11 protein-coding genes are annotated in these 18,223 nt (G+C 73.9%); 3 read left to right on the forward strand and 8 right to left on the reverse strand.

Annotated features, from left to right (window positions below):
* Positions 1-5: 5 nt before the first annotated feature.
* The 5 genes from ACZ56L_RS04470 to ACZ56L_RS04490 all read right to left on the reverse strand — a co-directional run bounded on the left by ACZ56L_RS04470 (position 6) and on the right by ACZ56L_RS04490 (position 10,518).
* Positions 6-608, reverse strand: a complete 603-nt coding sequence (locus ACZ56L_RS04470; protein ID WP_401759530.1) for a flavin reductase family protein — start codon at positions 606-608, stop codon at positions 6-8.
* Entirely contained in the window at positions 601-2,616 is a 2,016-nt protein-coding gene (locus tag ACZ56L_RS04475; RefSeq protein WP_471061383.1) for a chorismate-binding protein, read from the reverse strand. The genes ACZ56L_RS04470 and ACZ56L_RS04475 overlap by 8 nt, the downstream gene beginning before the upstream one ends.
* The gene (locus ACZ56L_RS04480; protein ID WP_471061386.1) at positions 2,613-3,830 is read right to left on the reverse strand and encodes a 3-deoxy-7-phosphoheptulonate synthase; all 1,218 of its coding nucleotides are present in this window, start codon (positions 3,828-3,830) and stop codon (positions 2,613-2,615) included. Before ACZ56L_RS04480 ends, ACZ56L_RS04475 begins: the two co-directional genes overlap by 4 nt.
* An 84-nt stretch (positions 3,831-3,914) precedes the next feature.
* Positions 3,915-8,558 (reverse strand): non-ribosomal peptide synthetase family protein, encoded by a 4,644-nt coding sequence (locus ACZ56L_RS04485; protein ID WP_471061389.1) that lies wholly within the window; start codon positions 8,556-8,558, stop codon positions 3,915-3,917.
* Between the two features lie 67 nt (positions 8,559-8,625).
* Positions 8,626-10,518, reverse strand: a complete 1,893-nt coding sequence (locus ACZ56L_RS04490) for a non-ribosomal peptide synthetase (RefSeq protein WP_471061392.1) — start codon at positions 10,516-10,518, stop codon at positions 8,626-8,628.
* A gap of 483 nt (positions 10,519-11,001) precedes the next feature.
* On the opposite strand from ACZ56L_RS04490, the gene ACZ56L_RS04495 reads away from it, so the two are divergent.
* The 3 genes from ACZ56L_RS04495 (at position 11,002) to ACZ56L_RS04505 (ending at position 13,144) form a co-directional block, all read left to right on the forward strand.
* Positions 11,002-11,466: a MarR family winged helix-turn-helix transcriptional regulator gene (locus tag ACZ56L_RS04495; protein WP_401759544.1), complete on the forward strand. Its 465-nt coding sequence runs from the start codon at positions 11,002-11,004 to the stop codon at positions 11,464-11,466.
* Positions 11,467-11,508: 42 nt separating this feature from the next.
* Positions 11,509-12,354, forward strand: coding sequence for an SDR family oxidoreductase (locus tag ACZ56L_RS04500; protein WP_468684794.1), 846 nt, complete (start codon positions 11,509-11,511; stop codon positions 12,352-12,354).
* 172 nt (positions 12,355-12,526) lie between these two features.
* A complete protein-coding gene (locus ACZ56L_RS04505; RefSeq protein WP_345218878.1) occupies positions 12,527-13,144 on the forward strand; it encodes an HAD family hydrolase in 618 nt (205 codons plus the stop codon).
* Between the two features lie 85 nt (positions 13,145-13,229).
* Here the strand turns inward: ACZ56L_RS04505 and ACZ56L_RS04510 are convergent, their stop codons facing one another.
* From ACZ56L_RS04510 to ACZ56L_RS04520, 3 genes are read right to left on the reverse strand one after another with little or no spacing between them, the layout of a single operon-like run.
* A complete protein-coding gene (locus ACZ56L_RS04510) occupies positions 13,230-14,603 on the reverse strand; it encodes an MFS transporter (protein ID WP_468684797.1) in 1,374 nt (457 codons plus the stop codon).
* Positions 14,600-16,621 carry a PEP/pyruvate-binding domain-containing protein gene (locus ACZ56L_RS04515; protein WP_471061399.1) on the reverse strand — a complete coding sequence of 674 codons (2,022 nt, stop codon included), beginning with the start codon at positions 16,619-16,621 and terminating at the stop codon, positions 14,600-14,602. The genes ACZ56L_RS04510 and ACZ56L_RS04515 overlap by 4 nt, the downstream gene beginning before the upstream one ends.
* The gene (locus tag ACZ56L_RS04520) at positions 16,618-17,973 is read right to left on the reverse strand and encodes an ATP-grasp domain-containing protein (protein WP_471061402.1); all 1,356 of its coding nucleotides are present in this window, start codon (positions 17,971-17,973) and stop codon (positions 16,618-16,620) included. The genes ACZ56L_RS04515 and ACZ56L_RS04520 overlap by 4 nt, the downstream gene beginning before the upstream one ends.
* Positions 17,974-18,223 lie beyond the last annotated feature (250 nt).

The following is an 18,223-nucleotide window of genomic DNA, read 5'->3' on the forward strand; positions in this document are numbered from 1 at the left end:
GTGCGTCAGTCCCCTGTCCTGTCCGCCCTGCTGGGCTCGTCGTGTAGCGGGAGGTGCGCCACCGGGTCCATGCCGTCCAGGCACAGCGACCAGGCGACGGGCGAGTCGTCCGGAATCAGTTCCGGGAAGGCCCCGCCGTGGAACAGCAGGGGCCGTCCCGGGCGGCTCTCGAACTCCGCCACCCTCCCGATGTGCAGCGTGTGGTCCCCGCCGTCGTGGATCTGCCAGGGCTGGCAGACCAGATGGGCCACCGTGCCCGCCAGCCGCGGGTGCGGCCCCTGTTCGTCCACCCACGGCACCGGCTCCGCCATGGGCCGTCCGGCGAAGTGCATCGCCAGGTCGCGCTGCGAGGCGTCGAGGATGTTGACGACGTAGTCGCCGCCCTCCCGCAGCAGCGCGCCCGCCCGGCTGCGCCGGTCCAGCGCCACCAGAGCCAGCGGCGGGTCCAGCGACACCGAGGTGAAGGCGTTGACCGTCGTGCCGTGCACCAGGTCACCGCGACGGCAGGTGAGCACCGTGACCCCGGTCGCGAACTGGCCCATGCAACTGCGCAGGGCACGTGGGTCGATGGGGCGGGGCGCGGTGTCCACGCCCCCTCGCTCAGGCATGCTCATGGGTCCCCCTGGACTCCCGGGGGCCGGTGCCGTGCCTGACGGGTGCACCGGCCCGGTGGCTGTCGTGGACGCCCGGCCGGTGCGCCGCGGCCGGTGCCAGGGCGCCGGTCAGCAGGTCGGCCAGGATGCCGGGGCCGTCCTGGGTCAGGAACGACTCCGCGTGGAACTGGATCGTGGACAGGGCCGGCCCGCGCAGCGCGACCACCTCGTCGCCGACGCGCTGCACCTGGACCGGGCCGCCGCCGAACCGCGGGCGCAGCCAGTCCTGGTCGGCCCGCGCGACGTAACTGTTGTAGAAACCGGCCATGCGCGGCGTGCCCCACAGCGGGACCCGCAGCCGCCTGCCCTGCGCCGGGTCGGGCAGCCGGGTCATCCGCAGCCCCAGCAGGGCGCACACCGCCTGGTGCCCCAGGCAGACCGCCGCCAGCGGCAGCCCGGCCGCGAGCCGTTCGGCGGCCGTGGCCCGCAGGGCGCGCACCCGGGGGTTCGCCCCGTCCCGCGGATCGCCCGGCCCCGGGCCGAGCAGGACCACGCCCGGCGCTCCGGCGACGCCCGCGCGCGAGGCCCGGGACCAGGGCACCAGCCGCACCGCGCAGCCCAGCGCCCGCAGTTGGTAGGCGAGCATCGAGGTGAAGCCGTCCTCGGCCTCGACGATGGTGACCGCGGTGCCCGCGACGGACCGGGCGGCGGCCGCGTCAGCGGTCCCCCGCAGCCAGAACGCCGCCAGCCCGTCGTTGCGGGCGGCCAGCGCGCCGCGCACCGGGCCGGCCTCGGCCAGCGCGGCGGCGGACGCCGGGACGGGGGCCTTCGCCGACCGCCGCCCCGACAGGGCGTCCAGCAGGCCCGAGAGCTTGGCGGTGGTCTCCGCCGTCTCGTGCGCCGGCACCGACTCCCGTACGACACTGGCGCCCGCCGTCAGCCGTACGGAGCCGTCCGCCCCGAGGTCCGCCGTGCGCAGCAGCAGCGCCGCGTCCAGCCGTCGCTGCCCGTCCGCCCGGCCCAGCAGGGCGATGACCCCGCTGTAGTAGCCCCGGCCGTGCGGCTCGTACCGTTCGATCACCCGGCAGGCGTTCTCCACCGGGCTGCCCGTCACGGTCGGCGCGGGCATCGTGGTGCGCAGGATCTCGGTGAGCGGGCGGTCCGAGCGGCCGGAGAGGTAGTACTCGGTGTGCGCGAGGCGCGACATCCACTTCAGGGACGGCCCGCTGACCCGCACGCCGTCGTCGCACAGGGCCGTCATCATCTTGAGTTCCTCGTCGACGACCATGTAGAGCTCGTCGGTCTCCTTCGGGTCGTGCAGGAAACGCAGCAGCCCCGGCAGGTCGGCGCCGGTCCGCGGATACCGGTAGGTCCCGCTGATCGGGTTCATCTCCACCCGGTCGCCCCGCACCCGCACCTGCTGCTCGGGGGTGGAGCCGATGAAGTACCGGTCGCCGGTGAAGATCAGGAACGTCCAGTAAGCGCCGGTCTCCGCCGTCATCAGCCCGCGCAGCACCGCCAGGGCGGCGCCGCGGTCGAAGGCGCGGATCCTGCCGTGCAGACTGCGCGCCAGGACGAAGTTGGAGCCCTCGCCGTGGTGGATCTCCCGGTGGACGATGCCGTCCACCGCCGCCGCGTAGCCGTCGTCGTCGATGTCGAAGCGGGTCTCCTCCACCTGCGGCGCCCGGTCCGGCAGACAGGCCAGCAGCCGGTCGAGCGGGACGCGCCGGTGCTCGCGCACCTCCATCGCGAGCAGCGGCTCGCCGTCGTCGGGGTGCGCGAAGCCGCGCTCCCGGATCTGCCGGTAGGGGGCCAGGACCAGGGTCTCCGTGCCGTCCGGGCCGCCGTCCAGGTCCAGCCCGAGGGCGTCCAGGCCGCCCGCGCGCCGTACCGGGCCGCTGAGGACCTCCACCGGCGCCCCGCGGTCGGCGCCGGGGCGGTGCAGCAGCGCGAAGGGCTCACCCGGGCCGGGCAGCAGCTCGTCGAGGGAGGGCGCCGGAGCGGTGCTGAGGGACGTGGTCATGCCACAGCCCCCACCGGAAGCCGCCAGTGCGCGGCGGCGGCGACGGCCTGGACGAGGCTCAGCCGGGGGTCGCACAGACTGCGGTAGCCGGGCCCGCGGGCCGGGCTGCGGCCCGCGCCCTCGCACTCGGAGATGTCGTCGGGGGAGGCCTCCAGGTGCAGGCCCGCGCACCGTTGCGCGTTGTCGGCCAGCACGTCCACGCACTGCCGGATCTCGGACATGATCGCGTCGAGGCGGCGCGTCTTGAGCCCGTCGGGCGTCTTCACGGTGTTGCCGTGCATCGGGTCGCACATCCACAGCACCGGGTGCCCGGCCTGCCTGACCGCCCGTACCAGCGGGGCCAGTTCGGTGATGCGATGCGCGCCGAACCGGGCGATCAGGGTCAGCCGGCCCGGGGTGCGGTGCGGGTCGAGCACCGAGCACAGGTCCAGCACCTCGTCGACCGTGGCCTCGGGGCCGATCTTGCACGCCACCGGATTGTCCAGCTCGGCCATCAGCCGCACGTGCGCGAAGCCGGTCTGCCGGGTGCGCTCGCCGATCCAGGGCCAGTGCGTCGACGCCAGATAGCTGCCGCTGTCCGTGTGCCGCCGCACCTGGGGGAGTTCGTAGTCGAGCAGCAGCGCCTCGTGGCTGATCCACACCCGGTCCTCGGGCGCGGCGCCCTCGCCGCGACCGAGTCGGTCGAGGGCGGTGACGGCGCAGCGGGCCGCCTCCAGGCCGGAGGCGACGCGGGACGGGTCGGGAGTGCGGTCCTCCGCGCAGGCGTCCGGCCCGTTGACGAGCGGGCCCCGGAACACCGGGAGCCGCCCGCCGGGCACGTTCTCCCAGTCGTCGGAGCGGGGCTTGGCGAACTGCCCGGCCATCCGCCCGACGCGCACCACCGGCAGCCCGGAGCCGGTGCGCATGACGTCGCCGAGGACGTCCAGCATCTCCACCTTGCGGGCGACGTCGCGCGGTGCGCACTCGGTGGTCAGCTCCACGCAGTCACCGGCCTGGATGAGGCAGAACTCGCCCTCGGCGGCACGCGCCAGGAGCCCGTGCAGCTCACGGACGCTCGCGTACGACACCAGCGGGGGCTCGAGGGCGAGCCGGTCGTGGACGGGGGGCAGGAGGGAACGGTCGGGCCACCGGGGCTGCTGGCGGGCGGGGAGCCCGGCCACCATCGAGGCGATCAACGGGTCGTGTCCAGCACCCGGAAAGGGATGTCGAGGCATGCTGTCGGCCTTCGTTCGGAGGCGACCCGTGAGGGGTGGCCGCCTGCGGATGTCTGGGCGGGGGGAGCCGCGCGACGCCCCGGTCTACGCGTTCTGGCGTCCGGGGGGCCGGCGGTCCAGTTCACCGGCGGCTTCGAACCAGCGGATCATGCGGGTCAGGGAGCTGCGCTCGATGTCGGGCCAGCGCAGTCCGAGCCGGTCGAGGAGCCGCGTCGTCCGATCGTTGGCGTAGGTGTTGTCGCCGAGTTCCAGCGCGCCCTCCCGGAACAGCGGCACGGCTGCCGCGAGGGCGTTGCCCCCGGGCCGGCGGGCCGCGTCCTCCAGGCGGGTCAGCCACTCCTCGGCCGGAACCGTGTCGAGCCGGTGGCCGCACTCGCGGACGGCGGCGTGCACGGGCGTGAAGTCGGAGCCACGCGGGTGGAACAGGTGGTAGGTGGCGCCGACGGCGGACGGCTCGCGGGACAGGGCGTGCACGGCCCTGCCGACGAAGTCCACCGGCAGCAGGTCGGTGGTCAGCTCCTCGGCGGGCGGGGCCGAACCGAGTTCGATGAAGCTCTTGATCTGCCGCCACAGGAAGTCGTCGGCCTGGCAGGCGCCGGTGACGCTGTCGCCGGAGATCCGGCCGATGCGGTACACGGTCATCGGCATCCCGCGCTCCTGGGCCAGCCGGGCGATGCCCTCGGCGACCCACTTGCTCTGCGTGTAGCCGATGCCGAGCCCCTCACATGTGTCGGGGACCGCCTCCTCGGTGATCGGCCCGCCCTCGCGGCCCGGGGCGAACACGGCGACGGTCGACATGTGGTGCACGTGCTTGAGCCGTCCGGTGGCGGCGAACTCCAGTACGGAGCGCAGCCCGTCGACGTTGGCCGGCTTCACCGAGGCGTACGGCAGCACGAAGTTGATGTGCGCCGCCGCGTGATGGACCGCCTCGACCGACTCCGCCAGTTCGGCGTGGTCCGCCTCGGACAGTCCCATCCGGTCCCGGGCGAGGTCACCGGGGACCGCGCGCACCCGCTCCCAGGCGACGCCGTCCGCGATGCCGTACCGGTCGGCCGTGGCGCGCAGCCGGGCCAGGGCGGCGTCCGCGTCCTCGGCGCGCACCAGGCAGGTGACGGTGTGCCCCGGGACGGCCGCCAGTTCGCGCAGCAGCCAACTGCCGAGGAAGCCGGTCGCCCCGGTGAGCAGGAACCGGGTGGCGGCGTCCGGCGCGACCGGTTCGCGGTCGCCGGGCCGGACGGCGTCCGGCAGGGTCACATCGGCGCGCAGGTCGGCGGCGGGCTCCGTGAACGCCTGGGCGCCGCCCGTCCGGCACGCGTCGATCCGCACGGCCATGCCGGCGACCGTGGGGCTGTCGAACAGGGCCCGCAGCGGGATGTCGACCTCGAACAGCTTCCGCAGCCGGTAGACGAGTTCGGTGGCGATGATGCTGTTGCCGCCCAGGGCGAAGAAGTCGTCGTCGCGCCCGGGGGAGCCGCCGCCCAGGACGTCCGTCCAGGCCTCGGCGACGGCGCGTTCGGTGCCGGCCCGCGGCGGCCGGGCCGGGCCCTCGTCGGCGCGCCGGTCGCGCAGCTCCTGCGCCAGCCGCCCGGCCAGCCCGGCCCGGTCGATCTTCCCGCTCGGCGTGGTCGGCAGCCGGTCCAGCCCGACGAGGTGCGCGGGCACCAGGTACTCGGGCAGTTGCTCGGCCAGAGCGGCCCGCAGCCGTGCGCCGTCCTCGGCGCCCTCGCCCGTGACGGCGGCCACCAGCCGCCGGTCGCCGGGCCCGAACTCCACCGCGACCACCGCCGAGTCCCGCACCCCCGCCAGGGCGTCGAGCCGGGCCTCCACCTCGCTGGGCTCCACCCGGTAACCGCGGATCTTGATCTGGTCGTCGGCGCGGCCCAGGTACTCCAGGTCGCCGTGCCTGTTCCACCGCACGAGGTCGCCCGTACGGTAGAGCAGCTCGCCCTCCGCGCCGTAGGGGTCGGGCAGGAAGCGGCGCGCGGTCTCCTCGGGGCGGCCCCGGTATCCGGGCGACAGGTGGGGACCGCCGATGTACAGCTCGCCCGTGACGCCCGGCGGCAGCAGCTCGCGGTCCGGACCGAGGACGCGCAGCCGCATCCCGTCGACCGCCCGCCCGATCGGCGGGGCCTCGGGCCAGTCGGCGGGGTCGCCGGACAGCTCGTGCCAGGTGGCGAGATGGGTCTCGGACGGGCCGTACATGTTGAGCAGCCGGGCCCGGGGGTGCCGGGCGAAGAACTCCCGGATCTGCGGGGAGACGACCAGCGCCTCACCGACCGAGGTCACCTCGCGCAGCGCCTCGCAGCGCACGTCCTCCGCGACGGCGAGGGCCGCGAACCGCTGGAGCGCGATGTACGGCAGGTACAGCCGGGTCACGTCGTGCTCGGCGACGAAGGCGGCCAGCTGGTGCAGGTCCTTCTGGAGCTCGTCCGGGATCAGGGCGAGCGTGCCGCCGACGCAGAGCGTCCCCAGGATCTCCATCACGGAGACGTCGAAGGAGAGCGTCATGTACTGGAGGGTGGTGCCGGTCGCCCCGCACGGGGAGACCCGGTGCTGGGCGGAGACCAGGTTGCCGACCGTGCGGTCCTTGATGACGACGCCCTTGGGAGCGCCGGTCGACCCGGAGGTGTGGATGACGTAGATCTCGTCGTCGGGCGTACGGGTGGGGCCGAGCGGCGCGGGATCGGCCGGGTCGATGCGCTGCGCCTGCCGGTCGATCTCCAGCAGCCTCGTCGTGGTCGGGAGAAGCGCACCGGTGGCGCTGTCGGTGAGGACGAGGTGCGCCTCGGTGTCGTCGAGGACGTACGCCACCCGCTCCGGCGGGTGCGACGGGTCCAGCGGGACGTAGGACGCCCCGGACTTCACCACCGCGAGCAGACCCGCGACCATGTCGGCCGAGCGGGGCAGCGCGATGGCGACCCGGCGGCCCGCCGCCGCGCCCTCCTCGCGCAGGACCCGCGCGAGCCGTCCGGCCCGCTCGTCGAGTTCCCGGTACGTCCACCGGCGGCCGCCGTCGGTGACGGCCACGGCGTCCGGAGTGGCCGCGGCCTGCCGCTCGAAGAGCTCGGCCACCGGCACCGGGGGCGCGGAGCGGTCCACCCGGTCGTCGTGGGCCAGCACCTCCCGCTCCTCGTCGGCCCCGAGCAGACCGAGCTCGCGGACCGGGGTGTCCGGCGAGGCCTCGGCGAACCGGGACAGCAGCCGGCCCAGCCGCTCGCTCATGCTCCGCGCGGTCGCCTCGTCGAAGAGGTGCGCGTCGTACTCCAGGGTGGCGTGCAGCCCGTCCGCCTCCCGTGCGAAGACCACCGACAGGTCGTACTTGGCGCCGTGCGCCATGTCCCGCCGGACGTTCAGCGGCGTTCCGCCGTGGGTGACGCGGGCGGAGCCGGGGTCGGTGAGGACGAGCATGGTCTGGACGACGGGGGTGTGACCGCCGCCGCGGTCGGGCCGCAACCGCTCGACCACCTTGTCGAAGGGGGCCCACTTCAGCCGCAGCGCGTCGGCCACCTCCTCGCGCGCCCGCCCCAGCACCTCGCGCACGGTCATCGCGCCCGCCACCTCCTGGCGCAGCACGACCATGTTGACGAAGTAGCCGACGAGGTCCTGGGTCTGCGGATCGTCCCGCAGGGAGACGGGCGAGCCGACCAGGACCCGTTCCTGACGGGTCAGCTTGGCGAGGAACGTGCCGTACACCGCGAGCAGCGCCATGAACAGCGTGACGCCCTCGCGCTCCGCGAGCCGTTCCAGCTTCTCGGCCACCGGCGCCGGGACGTGCAGGGGGACGGTGCCGCCCCGGTGTTCCTGCGTGGCGGGCCGCGGCCGGTCCGCGGGCAGCGCGAGCACGGGCAGCTCCCCGGCGAGCCGGTCGGCCCACTCGTCGAGCAGCCGCGTGGTGCGTTCGGGGGTGAGGTGCGTGCGGTGCCAGTGCGCGAAGTCGGCGTACTGCGGGCGGCCCGGCACGGCCTCCACCGGCAGTCCCCGCCCGACGCGGTCGTAGGCGTCGAGGAGTTCGCGCAGGAAGACACCCGCCGACGCGGCGTCGGACGCGATGTGATGGATGTTGCAGACGACCGCGCTCTCCGCGCCCGGTCCGAGCGCGCAGGTCACGGAGAGGACCGGCCCGTGCTCCAGGTCGAGCCGGGTGTTCGCCACCCGCTGGGCGAGCGCGTCGAGTTCCTTCTCGTCGCCGTAGTGCTCGACGCCGTAGTGGAAGGCCGTGTCGTCGTCCGAGACGACCTGGAGCAGCCGGGCGTCACGCAATGCGTAGGTGGTGCGCAGGACCTCCTGGCGCCGCAGCACCCCGGCGACGGCCCGGCGCAGCCGGTCCCCGTCGAGCCGGAACGGCAGCCGCGCCAGGAACGGCCCGTTGTACGCCTGCGGGGTCGGCAGGTACTGGTCGATGAGCCAGATCCCGCTCTGCCCGAACGAGGCCTCCGCCGTGTTGCCGCTGCGCGGCGCGGACCCGGCCGTCAGCTCCTGCCCGCCCTGCCCGGCGGCGCCGGACCGGCTCCGGGCGAGCCGGTCGGCCACCGCCGTCGCGCTCTGCCCGCCCAGTCCGCCGCCGGACGGCGGGTCGACGCCGAACACGGCCCGTAACACCGTGCCGAGTTCGGCCAGCAGCGCGGGATCGTCGCAGTGGTCGCCGAAGGGCTCGTCCGGTCCCAGGCCGGGAGACCGGAGCGTTCTCCGCGCCAGGTCCAGAATTGCCGTGATCAAGGGGTTGTGCACGGGTTCGCCACCCTCCGAGGACGTCGGGCGACCGGCTCATCGCGGCCGGTCGCTGTCGGGCACTGCGTCAGCCGTGCGACGCCGACGAGGAGGTGGCCGCCTGGTCGCGGGACTCCTCGATGAAGCGCGCGAGCTGCTCGACCGTGCCGTGCCGGAACACCGACTCGGTGGTGATCTCGATTCCGAATATCTTCTGCAGCCTGGAGGCGAGCTGCACGAAATGCAGGGAATTCCCGCCGTGTCCCAGGAACGAGTCGGTGGTCGAGAAATCGTCCATTCCGGAGATTTCGATCCAGGCCTGGAGAACGACACTTTCGAGAGGGTTCTGCATGGTCTTCTTGCCTTTCTCTGGATTCTCGTTCCGGCTGTTCCGGATTTCCTTCTTCGGGGATTCCACGGTGAGCGCGGTGCGGTCGGTCTTCCCGTTCACGTTCGTCGGCATCCTCTCCAGGTGCCGGAACGCGGAGGGGACCATGTGGGAGGGCAGGTCCGCCGAGAGCCGCCGGACCAGGTCCCCCGGGTCGGCCGGGCGGCCGTCGGGGGTGGTGTAGAACGCGACGAGGTGCTTCTCGTGGGTGTCGTCGTCCTCGAACGCCTTCACGGCGGCGTCCGCGACCCCGTCGAGGGCGCGCACCGCCAGCGTCACGGCGCTGGTCTCCACCCGGAACCCGCGGATCTTCACCATGCTGTCGGACCGCCCGACCAGCACGATGTCGCCCCGGCCGTTGCGCCGGGCGAGGTCGCCGGTGCGGTAGAGCAGCCCGCCGCCGTCCGGGTCCTCGGTGAACTTCTCGGCGGTCAGCTCCGGCTGGTCGGCGTACCCGAGTGCCACGCCGGTGCCGCCCACGCAGAGTTCGCCCACCTCGTCGGTGGCGCAGGGGCGCATCAGCGGGTCGTAGACGTCCAGGGTGACCGTCGGCAGCGGCCGCCCGATCGGGACGACGCCCGCGCCGTCGACGTCGTCGGGCGAGGTCAGCGGGTGCAGGGCGGTGATGGAGGAGTTCTCGGTGCAGCCGTAGCCGTTGTAGACGACCGCGTCGGTGTGCGCGAGGGCCCGTCGCAGGTGGCCGGGGGAGGGGAAGTCGCCGCTGAGCACGATGATCCGCACCTGGCGCAGGCACTCGGGTTCCTGGTCGACCAGGGCGTTGAACAGGCCGCAGGGGAGGCTGAGCACGGTCGCGCCGCGCTTCTCGACGGCCTCGCGCAGGTCCGGCAGCGAGGGCAGTCCGGGCGGCATGGGCAGCAGGGTGGCGCCGTGCAGGAACGCCAGCCAGATCTCGATGGTCGACGCGGCGAACGAGAAGGCGGCCGACTGGGTCAGCCCGTCGTCGGGGGTGATGTCGAGCGGACCGCTGTGCGGCCCCAGCCGCGCCAGTCCGCGGTGCGCGATCCGTACGCCCTTGGGCCGGCCGGTGGAGCCGGAGGTGTACATGAGGAACGCGGTGTCCTCCGGGCCGGTGCCGGGGTCCGGGTCGCCGTCGGGAAGGCCGTCGCTGCCCGTGACCAGGTCGTGCAGGGCGAGCGCGCCGTCGCGGGCCTCGGGGGGCAGGGCGTGGGCATCGTCGCAGATCACCGGCGACGGGCGGGCCTCGCGCAGGATGCGGGCGAGGTATTCCGCGGGATACGCGGGGTCGAGCGGGACCACGCAGCCCCCGGCCTTGAGGACCGCCAGCAGGACCGCGTAGAGGTCGGGGGACCGGCGCATGTGCACGCCGACGCGGTCCCCCCGGGCGACGCCCCGGTCGCGGAGGTGCCGGGCCATCCGGTTGGCCCGCCGGTTGAGGCGGTCGTACGTGATCTGTTCCGCGCCGTCCGCCAGGGCGACGGACCCGCCGTGCGCGCGGACGACCTCTTCGAACAGGGTGGTCAGGACGAGCGGGGGCGCCGGGGCCGGCGGACCTCCCGTGCGTGCTGTTCCTAATGGCCGTGGTAACGAAGGAGCTTTTACGTTCTTTTCCATAGTCGCTGATCTCCTCGGGGTGGGGGGTAACCGGAGGAAGGGCTCCCGTCGGCTCCACGGATGCGCATCGCGCATTCCACGGAGGAGCCTGACGTGAGTTTGTGCATTGTCAGCAGAGAAGGACAAGAATATAGTTTCCTTGCGGAAATCGATACTAATCACGCTTTCGTATCGATGTCAAACGCCTGTGCTGTTCCATGCTGTTTCACGGGGTGCAACGCTTTTTCCGTGTGTTACCCGCATACGTCGTCCAACGGAATGGGGCATGAAGCGCAGCCCCGTCCCCGCCGGGTCGGATCCGGTCGGCCGGCGGCCTGTCGGCGACCGGCTCTCGCACACCGGTACCCCCGGTTGGCGCGATCACGCCCCCCAGATGGTGTCCTCAGGGAAATCATTTTCCGGCCCACCGCGCGGCCCGGGTCCGCGCCCCCTTGGTACCTTGGGGCCGTCCCCCGCCGGTCACCCTTCGTACCGGAAGCGTTCATGACTCCACGAGACGGCTCCACCCCCACCCGCCCTGCGGAGCAGACCGTTCTGCAGGCGGCCCTGACCCACCTCCAGTGCCTGCTCGTCGCGCGCCGCTCCCGCGTCAACCCCGAGGGCGTCAACTGGCAGCAGTACGACGTGCTCGAACTGCTGCGGGCGCGCGGCCCCCTGCGGCCCTCCGAACTGAGCGAGGTGCTGGCGGTCTCCCGGCAGACCACCTCGAAGGCCCTGCGCGTGCTGAAGGACCTGAACCTGGTGCAGCAGGTGACGGCCGGCGAGGACCGGCGCGAACTGAGCACCTCCCTCACCCGCGAGGGCCACCTGTTCCTCGCCCGGATCGCCCGCGGCCACCACGACATCGGACAGCTCGCCGCCTCGGTGCTCACCGAGGGCGAGAGCGCCCTGTTCGCGGAACTGTGCGAGAAGGTCTCCGCGGCCATGGAGTCCGAACAGGGACGCTGACGGGCCCGGTGCCTCACCGGGACCTCACTCGTTGCACAGGGCATGAACGACGCGACGCCCACCACCCCCCAGGCCCCGGTTCTCGTCCTCGGCGCCCGCGGCACCACCGGCCGCCGGGTCGCCGCCCGGCTGCGCGAGGCCCACCACCCGGTCCGGGCCGCCTCCCGGGACTCCGAGGTCCCCTTCGACTGGCACGACGACACCACCTGGGAACCCGCGCTCACCGGAGTCGAGCGCGTCTACCTGATGCTCCCGCACGAACTGCCGCTGGCACCGGAATTCGTCTCCCGCGCGCTCGCGGCCGGCGTACGGCGGTTGGTCCTGCTGTCCAGCCGCGCCATCGAGGAGATGGGCGACGAGCGGCTGATGGCCGCCGAGCGCCTCGTCCGTGACTCCGGGGCGGACTGGACCGTCGTGCGGGCCGACTGGTTCAACCAGAACTTCGACGAAGGCATCTTCCGGGAGGCCGTCCGCGACGGCTCGCTGGCGCTGCCGCTGGGCGAGTGCCGTCAGACCTTCGTCGACGCGGACGACATCGCCGCGGTGGCCGCCGTCGCCCTCACCGAGGACGGCCACACCGGCCGCACGTACGAGGTGACCGGCCCCGAGGCGCTCACCTTCGCGGACGCGCTGACGACGATCGGCCGGGCCGCCGACCTGTCCGTCGCCTTCCACGGAGACCCGGACTCCTACCGCGCCGCCGGCCGCGCCGAAGGCCGCCCCGACAAGGACGTCGAACGCGAGATCGACGCCTTCGCCGCCCTCGCCGCCCAGGGGGACGCCCGTCCCACGGACACCGTCCTCCGCCTCACCGGCCATCCCCCGAAGCGCTTCGCCACCTACGCGAAGGAGGCGGCGACGCGGGACGCGTGGTCGGACGGGGAATGAGCGGCCAGGGGGGCGGGGACCGCGCCGTCTCAGGACACCGCCCACCCCGGGCTGCCCAACTCGGCTCATGACCGCGGAAGTTGTTCCTCCCCGAGACGACTGGTGGCCCGTGCGACGGGGTAGGGCGTGAGGGGCCAGTGATGTGGTGCGCCGGGAGAAGGGCGACGATGCCGTGAAGAGAACCACCGCACGAGGGCGGGCCCGTACGGGCCTCGCCCTGGGGGCTGCCGTGACCGCGGCCGCGCTCTGCGCTCCCGCCGCGGCGGCCGCGCCCGCCGCCGCGGACCCCGCCCGCGCACCTCTCCCGCGCACCTGCCCCTACGCCTACTTCGACCTGGGCGAAACCCTCATCCACACCGCCGAGGACGGCAGTACGGACTACCGGCCCGGTGCGCGGGCCCATCTGCGCGCCCTGCGGGAGCGCCACATCAAGGTGGGGCTGATCACCAACGTGCCGCCCGCCTGGGGTGCGACCGACGCCGAGCGCGCCGCACGGCTGAAGAAGGAGGTCGACGCCACCTGGAAGGGTTCCGTGCCCTTCGCCTGGGAGGACTTCGGCGACCGTGTCCACACACCCCGCACGGAGGCCGAACGCAAGCCCGCCCCTGCCCTGTGGCAGCGGGCGAAGAAGGCCTCGGGCCGCTGCGTCGTCGTGCACCAGGCGGAGACGGCCGAGGAGGTCCGGGCGGCGGCGGCTCAGGGGTACGTGGCGTACCAGGTGCACCGGCCGCTGCGGCCCCGGTTCCTGCCGGTGCCGGTGATCGAGCTGCTGGGCCTCGCCCGCGGATGACCGCGGCGGCGGGCCCGGACCTCGGCCCCCGCCGGGGCCGGGCCGACAAAGGGCCGGCCCGGCCCCGGCAGGGGACCGGCGGGGGTCACGGCGACGCCGAGCCGCGACCGCCCCGGCCCTCGCCCGCCCGGGCCCGCCGGTCCGCGTTCCCTGCGGCCGGTCCTGCCGCGGACGACGGCCCGTACCGCGCCCTGCGCACGGCCCCCGTGCGCAGCAGCAACTGGAACACGCCGAGCAGGGCCACCGTCACCAGCGCGCTGTGCCACAGCAGCGCGTCGAGACGCCCCGCCGCGAGGTAGGCGCCCGCGGCGACGGCCGCCAGCGCGCACACGGCGCGGTCCACGATGCTCTCCACCGACAGCAGCGTGGCGCGCGGCGCATGCGGAGGCACCGCGTCGTTCACCAGCTTGCGCTGGACCGGATACGCGAACCCGGTGGCCGCGGCGAACAGGCACAGCAATGCCACGGTGACCCACGGGCCGCCCAGCGCCATCGCGGCGAGGGTCCCCGCGAGGAGGACGCTGAGGACCGACACCCAGGCCACCGGCGGCAGCCGCCCGCTCAGCCACTGCGGGCGGGCCGAGGCCACCGCCTCCGCGACCGTCATCGCGGCGAGCACCCCGCCGTGCGAGGCCTCCGCGATGCCGTGGTCGAGAAGGATCGGCTGGAAGAGGTTGACCTGGCAGATCCGCGAGAGCGTGAACACCGCCACCCCCTGCACCATCACCATCGCCAGCCACGGCGAAGTGACGACGCAGCGCAGCGCCGTGCCCGCGTCCCGCAGGAACGCGCCGCCGCGCCGCCCTCCGTCGCCCCGGGCGGCGGCCGGCGCCGGGCCGCCCCCGGGACCGGCGAGCCGGGGCAGCGCGACCGCGCACGCCACGGAGCCCGCGGCACTGGCGGCGCTCAGCAGGTACGGCGTCGCGTGCGCCACCGCCATCAGGGGGCCCACCAGCGGCCAGCACACCACCTTCGCCGCCAGACCCAGCGCGCGGGCCGTGCCCTCCGCCTTCAGGTAGTGCCCGTCGCACCGTTCGGCCCGCAGCCCGTCGTACAGGTACGCGCTGGCCGCACCCGAGGTCAGCGAACGGCCCGCCGCGATGGCCAGAAAGTGCACCAGGAAACCGGTGTAGGAGGCACTGAACACCGGGGCCAGGTTCGCCGCCGTCATGACGACCGCCCCCGCCCGCAGGCAGTTGCGGGTGCCGATCCGGTCGGCGATCAGCCCGGTCGGGACCTCGAACAGGCAGAACGCCACGTAGTAGATGCTCTGGATGCCGAAGATCTCCGTGTCGGAGAGCCCGGCGGCCTTCTGGTAGGCGTAGAAGACCGGCATCCACCACAGCAGGTTGAACAGCAGTTGGAATCCGTAGTTGAGCCGGACGATCCGGCGGGCGGTGGAGGTGAGGCCGCCCGCCCCCGCGGCCCCGGCGCCGGACTTCCCCGGGCGCGGCCTCACAGCGCGTACGGGCGGATCTGGACCAGCCGGAAGTCGCCCCGCTCGGTCATCAGCCACTCGATGTCCAGCGGCCGGTCGACGTCACCGCCCCCGGGACCCGATCCGCTGAAGTGCGACTGGAGCAGACGGCCCGTCAGGGACAGCTCGGCGAGCCGCGCACGCGTCGCGGCCGGCAGCCCCTCGCCCCACGATCCCAGGGCCACGGTGCGGCCGCCGCCCTCCACCGTGTTGTACAGGTACTGCTGCGGCAGGACGGTGCCGTCGACCACCTGCTCCGGGGAGCCGGGGGAGCAGTTGAGGTAGACGTTGCGGAAGTCCTCCCGGCGCGTCGGATCGCAGGTCACCAGGACCCCGCCGAGCACGGCGGGCTCGTACCGCTGGACGATCACACCCATGTACGTGTCGTCCAGCGAGATCCCGACCTGGTGGCGCAGGCGCACACCGCGCGGCGAGACCAGCGACGCCCACACCTGACGTATCGCGTCCAGGAGTTCCGCCGGGGAGCGGACGGTGGTGACGGAGTCGTACACGCCCGCGGCCGAGAAGCCCGGCAGGTCCTCGGCGTTGGAGGAGGAGCGCACCACGAGCCGTTCCCCCCGGTGGGCGCCGGGGAACGCCTGGCCGATCCGGCGCGCGATCGACTCGGGCACGGGCGTCTGCCGGATCAGGTGCTGGAGCTGGAGGCACAGCGGGTCCAGGACGTCGCCCGCGTCGAGCTCCAGCGCCATCTTCAGCTTGCCGATGCCCTGCTGGAGCGCGGGAGACGAAGCGAGGAAGTGCTGCTGGAGCGCGAAGGGCAGGGCCACTCCCTCCGGCGCCGCCACCGTCGAGGCCGCGAACTCTGCTGCGCGGGAAGCGAGTTCGGCACGCGTCGGGGAACTGATGCCCAGGCGGGCGGCCAGGTGGCCGAGCAGGTCGGCGCGGGGCGGGCGGGGCCGCCCGTAGTACGCGGTCAGGTCCGCGGTGCGGCTGTCCAGCACGTGGTGCAGCTCACCGAGGTTGGCGGCCTTGGTGCCGTACCGGTCGCGGTCGGCGGCGCGCAGCCGGTGCAGGTCCAGCACCGGGGTGTCGTCCAGCAGCGGGGGCTCCAGACGGATGCGCTGCTGGTGCCAGGCCGGGGCCCGCAGCGCGGGCTCCTCGTCGAGGCGTTCCAGCAGGATGTCGTCCTCGCGCACCCGGTAGCGCACCCACGCCCCGTCGAGACCTCCCGCGTCGACCAGTTGTGCCAGGTCGCGCACGATCGCGTTGGGTATCCCCCACCCGGACGCCAGGACGTTGGTGTGCGAAAGCGGCGTGGTGGGGGCGGTGTTGAGGAACCCGGCCACCCGGGGCACGTCGTCCGGCAGGCACGGCATGGCCACGATGTCCGCCCAGCCGAGACCGGCCGCCGACTTCGCGTACTCCTCGTGGGAGCGGAAGAACCGCAGGCGGCCGACGGCCTCTCCCGGGTTCAGCGGGGTCCGGGTCCGGTTGCCGAACAGCTCGTGGCTCAGGACGCGCGGTACGCGCTGCTCGCTGATCGCCGACAGTTCCTCCTCCTGCCGGTGGTTGGCCGGCTTCAGGAGGAGGGGCAGCCTGCCGTCGACCCGCTCCCGTACGAACTCGTAGAAGAAGGTGAGGAGTTCACCGTGCATGGTGTCGGCCTCGGTGGTCTCCAGGACCAGGAAGATCCGTTCCCGGCCCGCCACGTCCTCGTCGGTGTGCAGGGACAGCACACCGAGCAGGAAGCGGCGGCCGGGGTCCGTGTAGACGGAGGCGTTGAACGCGTCCAGGCCGGCGTCGAGAGCGGCCATGTCCATCCCCAGGACGCGGGTGGCGACGTAGTCGACGTGGAAGGGGTGGACGGCCGTGTCGAGCAGGTGCCAGGTGTTCTCGACGCGGTCGACCACGACCTTGAGGTACGGATGGCCCGCCAGCACTCCGGACAGCGTCCGGAACAGCGGCAGGGACAGGTTCTCCCCGACGACCGTGCGGTCCGTGGCGGGCCCGGCGGCGCGGGTGGGGACGCGGGCGGTCATACGGAGACCTCCTCGGTGCGTGCCGCGGGCAGCACCTGGGGGAGCGCGTCCACCAGCGTCTCGAAGTCGCGCAGGACGGTACGGGCGTCGGCCGCGGACAGCAGGCACAGGGCGGCCATCGTGTTGGCACCCGCCGCCGGGTCGTACACCGGCACGGGACAGCCGTCGGGCAGTGAGCTCTCCGCGACCACCGAAAGCTCGCTGCTCCGGCTCAGCGGCACGTCCGCCGCCACCCGGGGAAAGTCCCAGGTCCTGCGGTCCGGCCAGGCCCTGCCGCGGCCGTCGACCGCCAGCACGACGAGCGAACCCGCCGCGCCGCGCGCCTGCGCGGCGGTGAGCGCCCGGTCGGGCCACCGCGCGGAGCGCCCCAGGAGGTGGTCGACGAGCATGCCGACGAGGTCGAGGCCGAAGACCTCCTCGATCTGCGGCACGGTCATCGCGCCCCCGAACCGGGCGGCCGTCTCGATCAGCCACATCTCACCGCCCGCACCGAGCTTGATCTCGGTGTGGATGCCGCAGTCCCGCAGGCCGAGGGCGTCCACGGCGGCCCGCGCGAGCTCCACCACCCGCTCCTGCGCGTCCGGCGGCAGCGGCGCGGGGGTGATGCCCGCCCGTTCGGTGAAGGGTTCGACCGTCGGCATCCGGGCGCTGAGACACACCGGGTGGAAGGTCCCGTCCGCGACGACTCCCTCGACGCTGACGTAGTCGCCCCAGCCGGGCTCGTCGAACCAGTCGCCGGCCGTGCCGGTGACGATCTGCTCCACGACGAAGTCCGCGTCCGCCGACTCCACGTGCAGTTCGGAGAAGCCCAGCCGGGCCGATTCCGCCATGACGTCGCGCGAGCGCCGCCAGGCGGCGGACACCTCGTGCGGGGCCCGGATGATCTGGTGCGCGGTGGAACCGGCGCTCCAGGCCGCCTTGAGGAGCAGCGGCCCGGGCAGCTCACGGGCCGCCCGGTGCAGCTCTTCCTCGGTGGCGACGGGCCGGAACAGGGGCTGCGGCAGGCCGTGTTCGCGCCAGGTGCGCCGCATCAGGCGCTTGTCGCGGGCGAGCCGCGCCGCGCCGCCGGCCCCCGCCAGACCGAGCACCTCGCAGGCATCCGCCACGGCGACCACCGCGTACTCGGAGAAGGTCAGCACCGCGTCCGCGCCCACGGCCCGGGCCCGCGAGACGATCAGCGACACCAGGTCGGCCCGCTGCGGGGCGGCCGGCGTCTCGACGGTGGCGCACAGTCCGCGGGCGGCGCCGGCCACGGAAGGCGGAAGAGCGCTCAGCGCCAGCAGGTGCACCTCCGCCCTGGCGGCCGTCCTGGACAGGACGTGGCCGAGCGGCGGGCCACCCTTGGCATGCACTAACAGCACCTTGCTCACGGAACTCCGTCTCCTTCGTCGCTTCGTTTCGGTGGGGCAGCGCACGCGGTGCGTACGGCACGCGGCGCGCAGGGCGCGCGGCGCGGGGCCGGGCGCCGGGCGGGGGCCGACGGCGTACGGGACGGGACGCGACCACCCACCCCCGCCGACAGGTACGCGTGCCGTGCGTCCGCGGGCCCCTGTGCCCGTACTTCCAGGAGATCAGGTTGCGGGCGTGCGCGGCCTCGCCGGG

It is taken from the genome of Streptomyces sp. NPDC039736, from assembly GCF_055596485.1.

Bases quoted from the DNA above. Each gene is read 5' to 3' on its own strand.
- ACZ56L_RS04515 (WP_471061399.1), bottom strand. From the start codon at position 16,621: ATGACCGCCCGCGTCCCCACCCGCGCCGCCGGGCCCGCCACGGACCGC.
- ACZ56L_RS04500 (WP_468684794.1), top strand. From the start codon at position 11,509: ATGAACGACGCGACGCCCACCACCCCCCAGGCCCCGGTTCTCGTCCTC.
- ACZ56L_RS04470 (WP_401759530.1), bottom strand. From the start codon at position 608: ATGCCTGAGCGAGGGGGCGTGGACACCGCGCCCCGCCCCATCGACCCA.
- ACZ56L_RS04490 (WP_471061392.1), bottom strand. From the start codon at position 10,518: ATGGAAAAGAACGTAAAAGCTCCTTCGTTACCACGGCCATTAGGAACA.
- ACZ56L_RS04480 (WP_471061386.1), bottom strand. From the start codon at position 3,830: ATGCCTCGACATCCCTTTCCGGGTGCTGGACACGACCCGTTGATCGCC.
- ACZ56L_RS04495 (WP_401759544.1), top strand. From the start codon at position 11,002: ATGACTCCACGAGACGGCTCCACCCCCACCCGCCCTGCGGAGCAGACC.
- ACZ56L_RS04475 (WP_471061383.1), bottom strand. From the start codon at position 2,616: ATGACCACGTCCCTCAGCACCGCTCCGGCGCCCTCCCTCGACGAGCTG.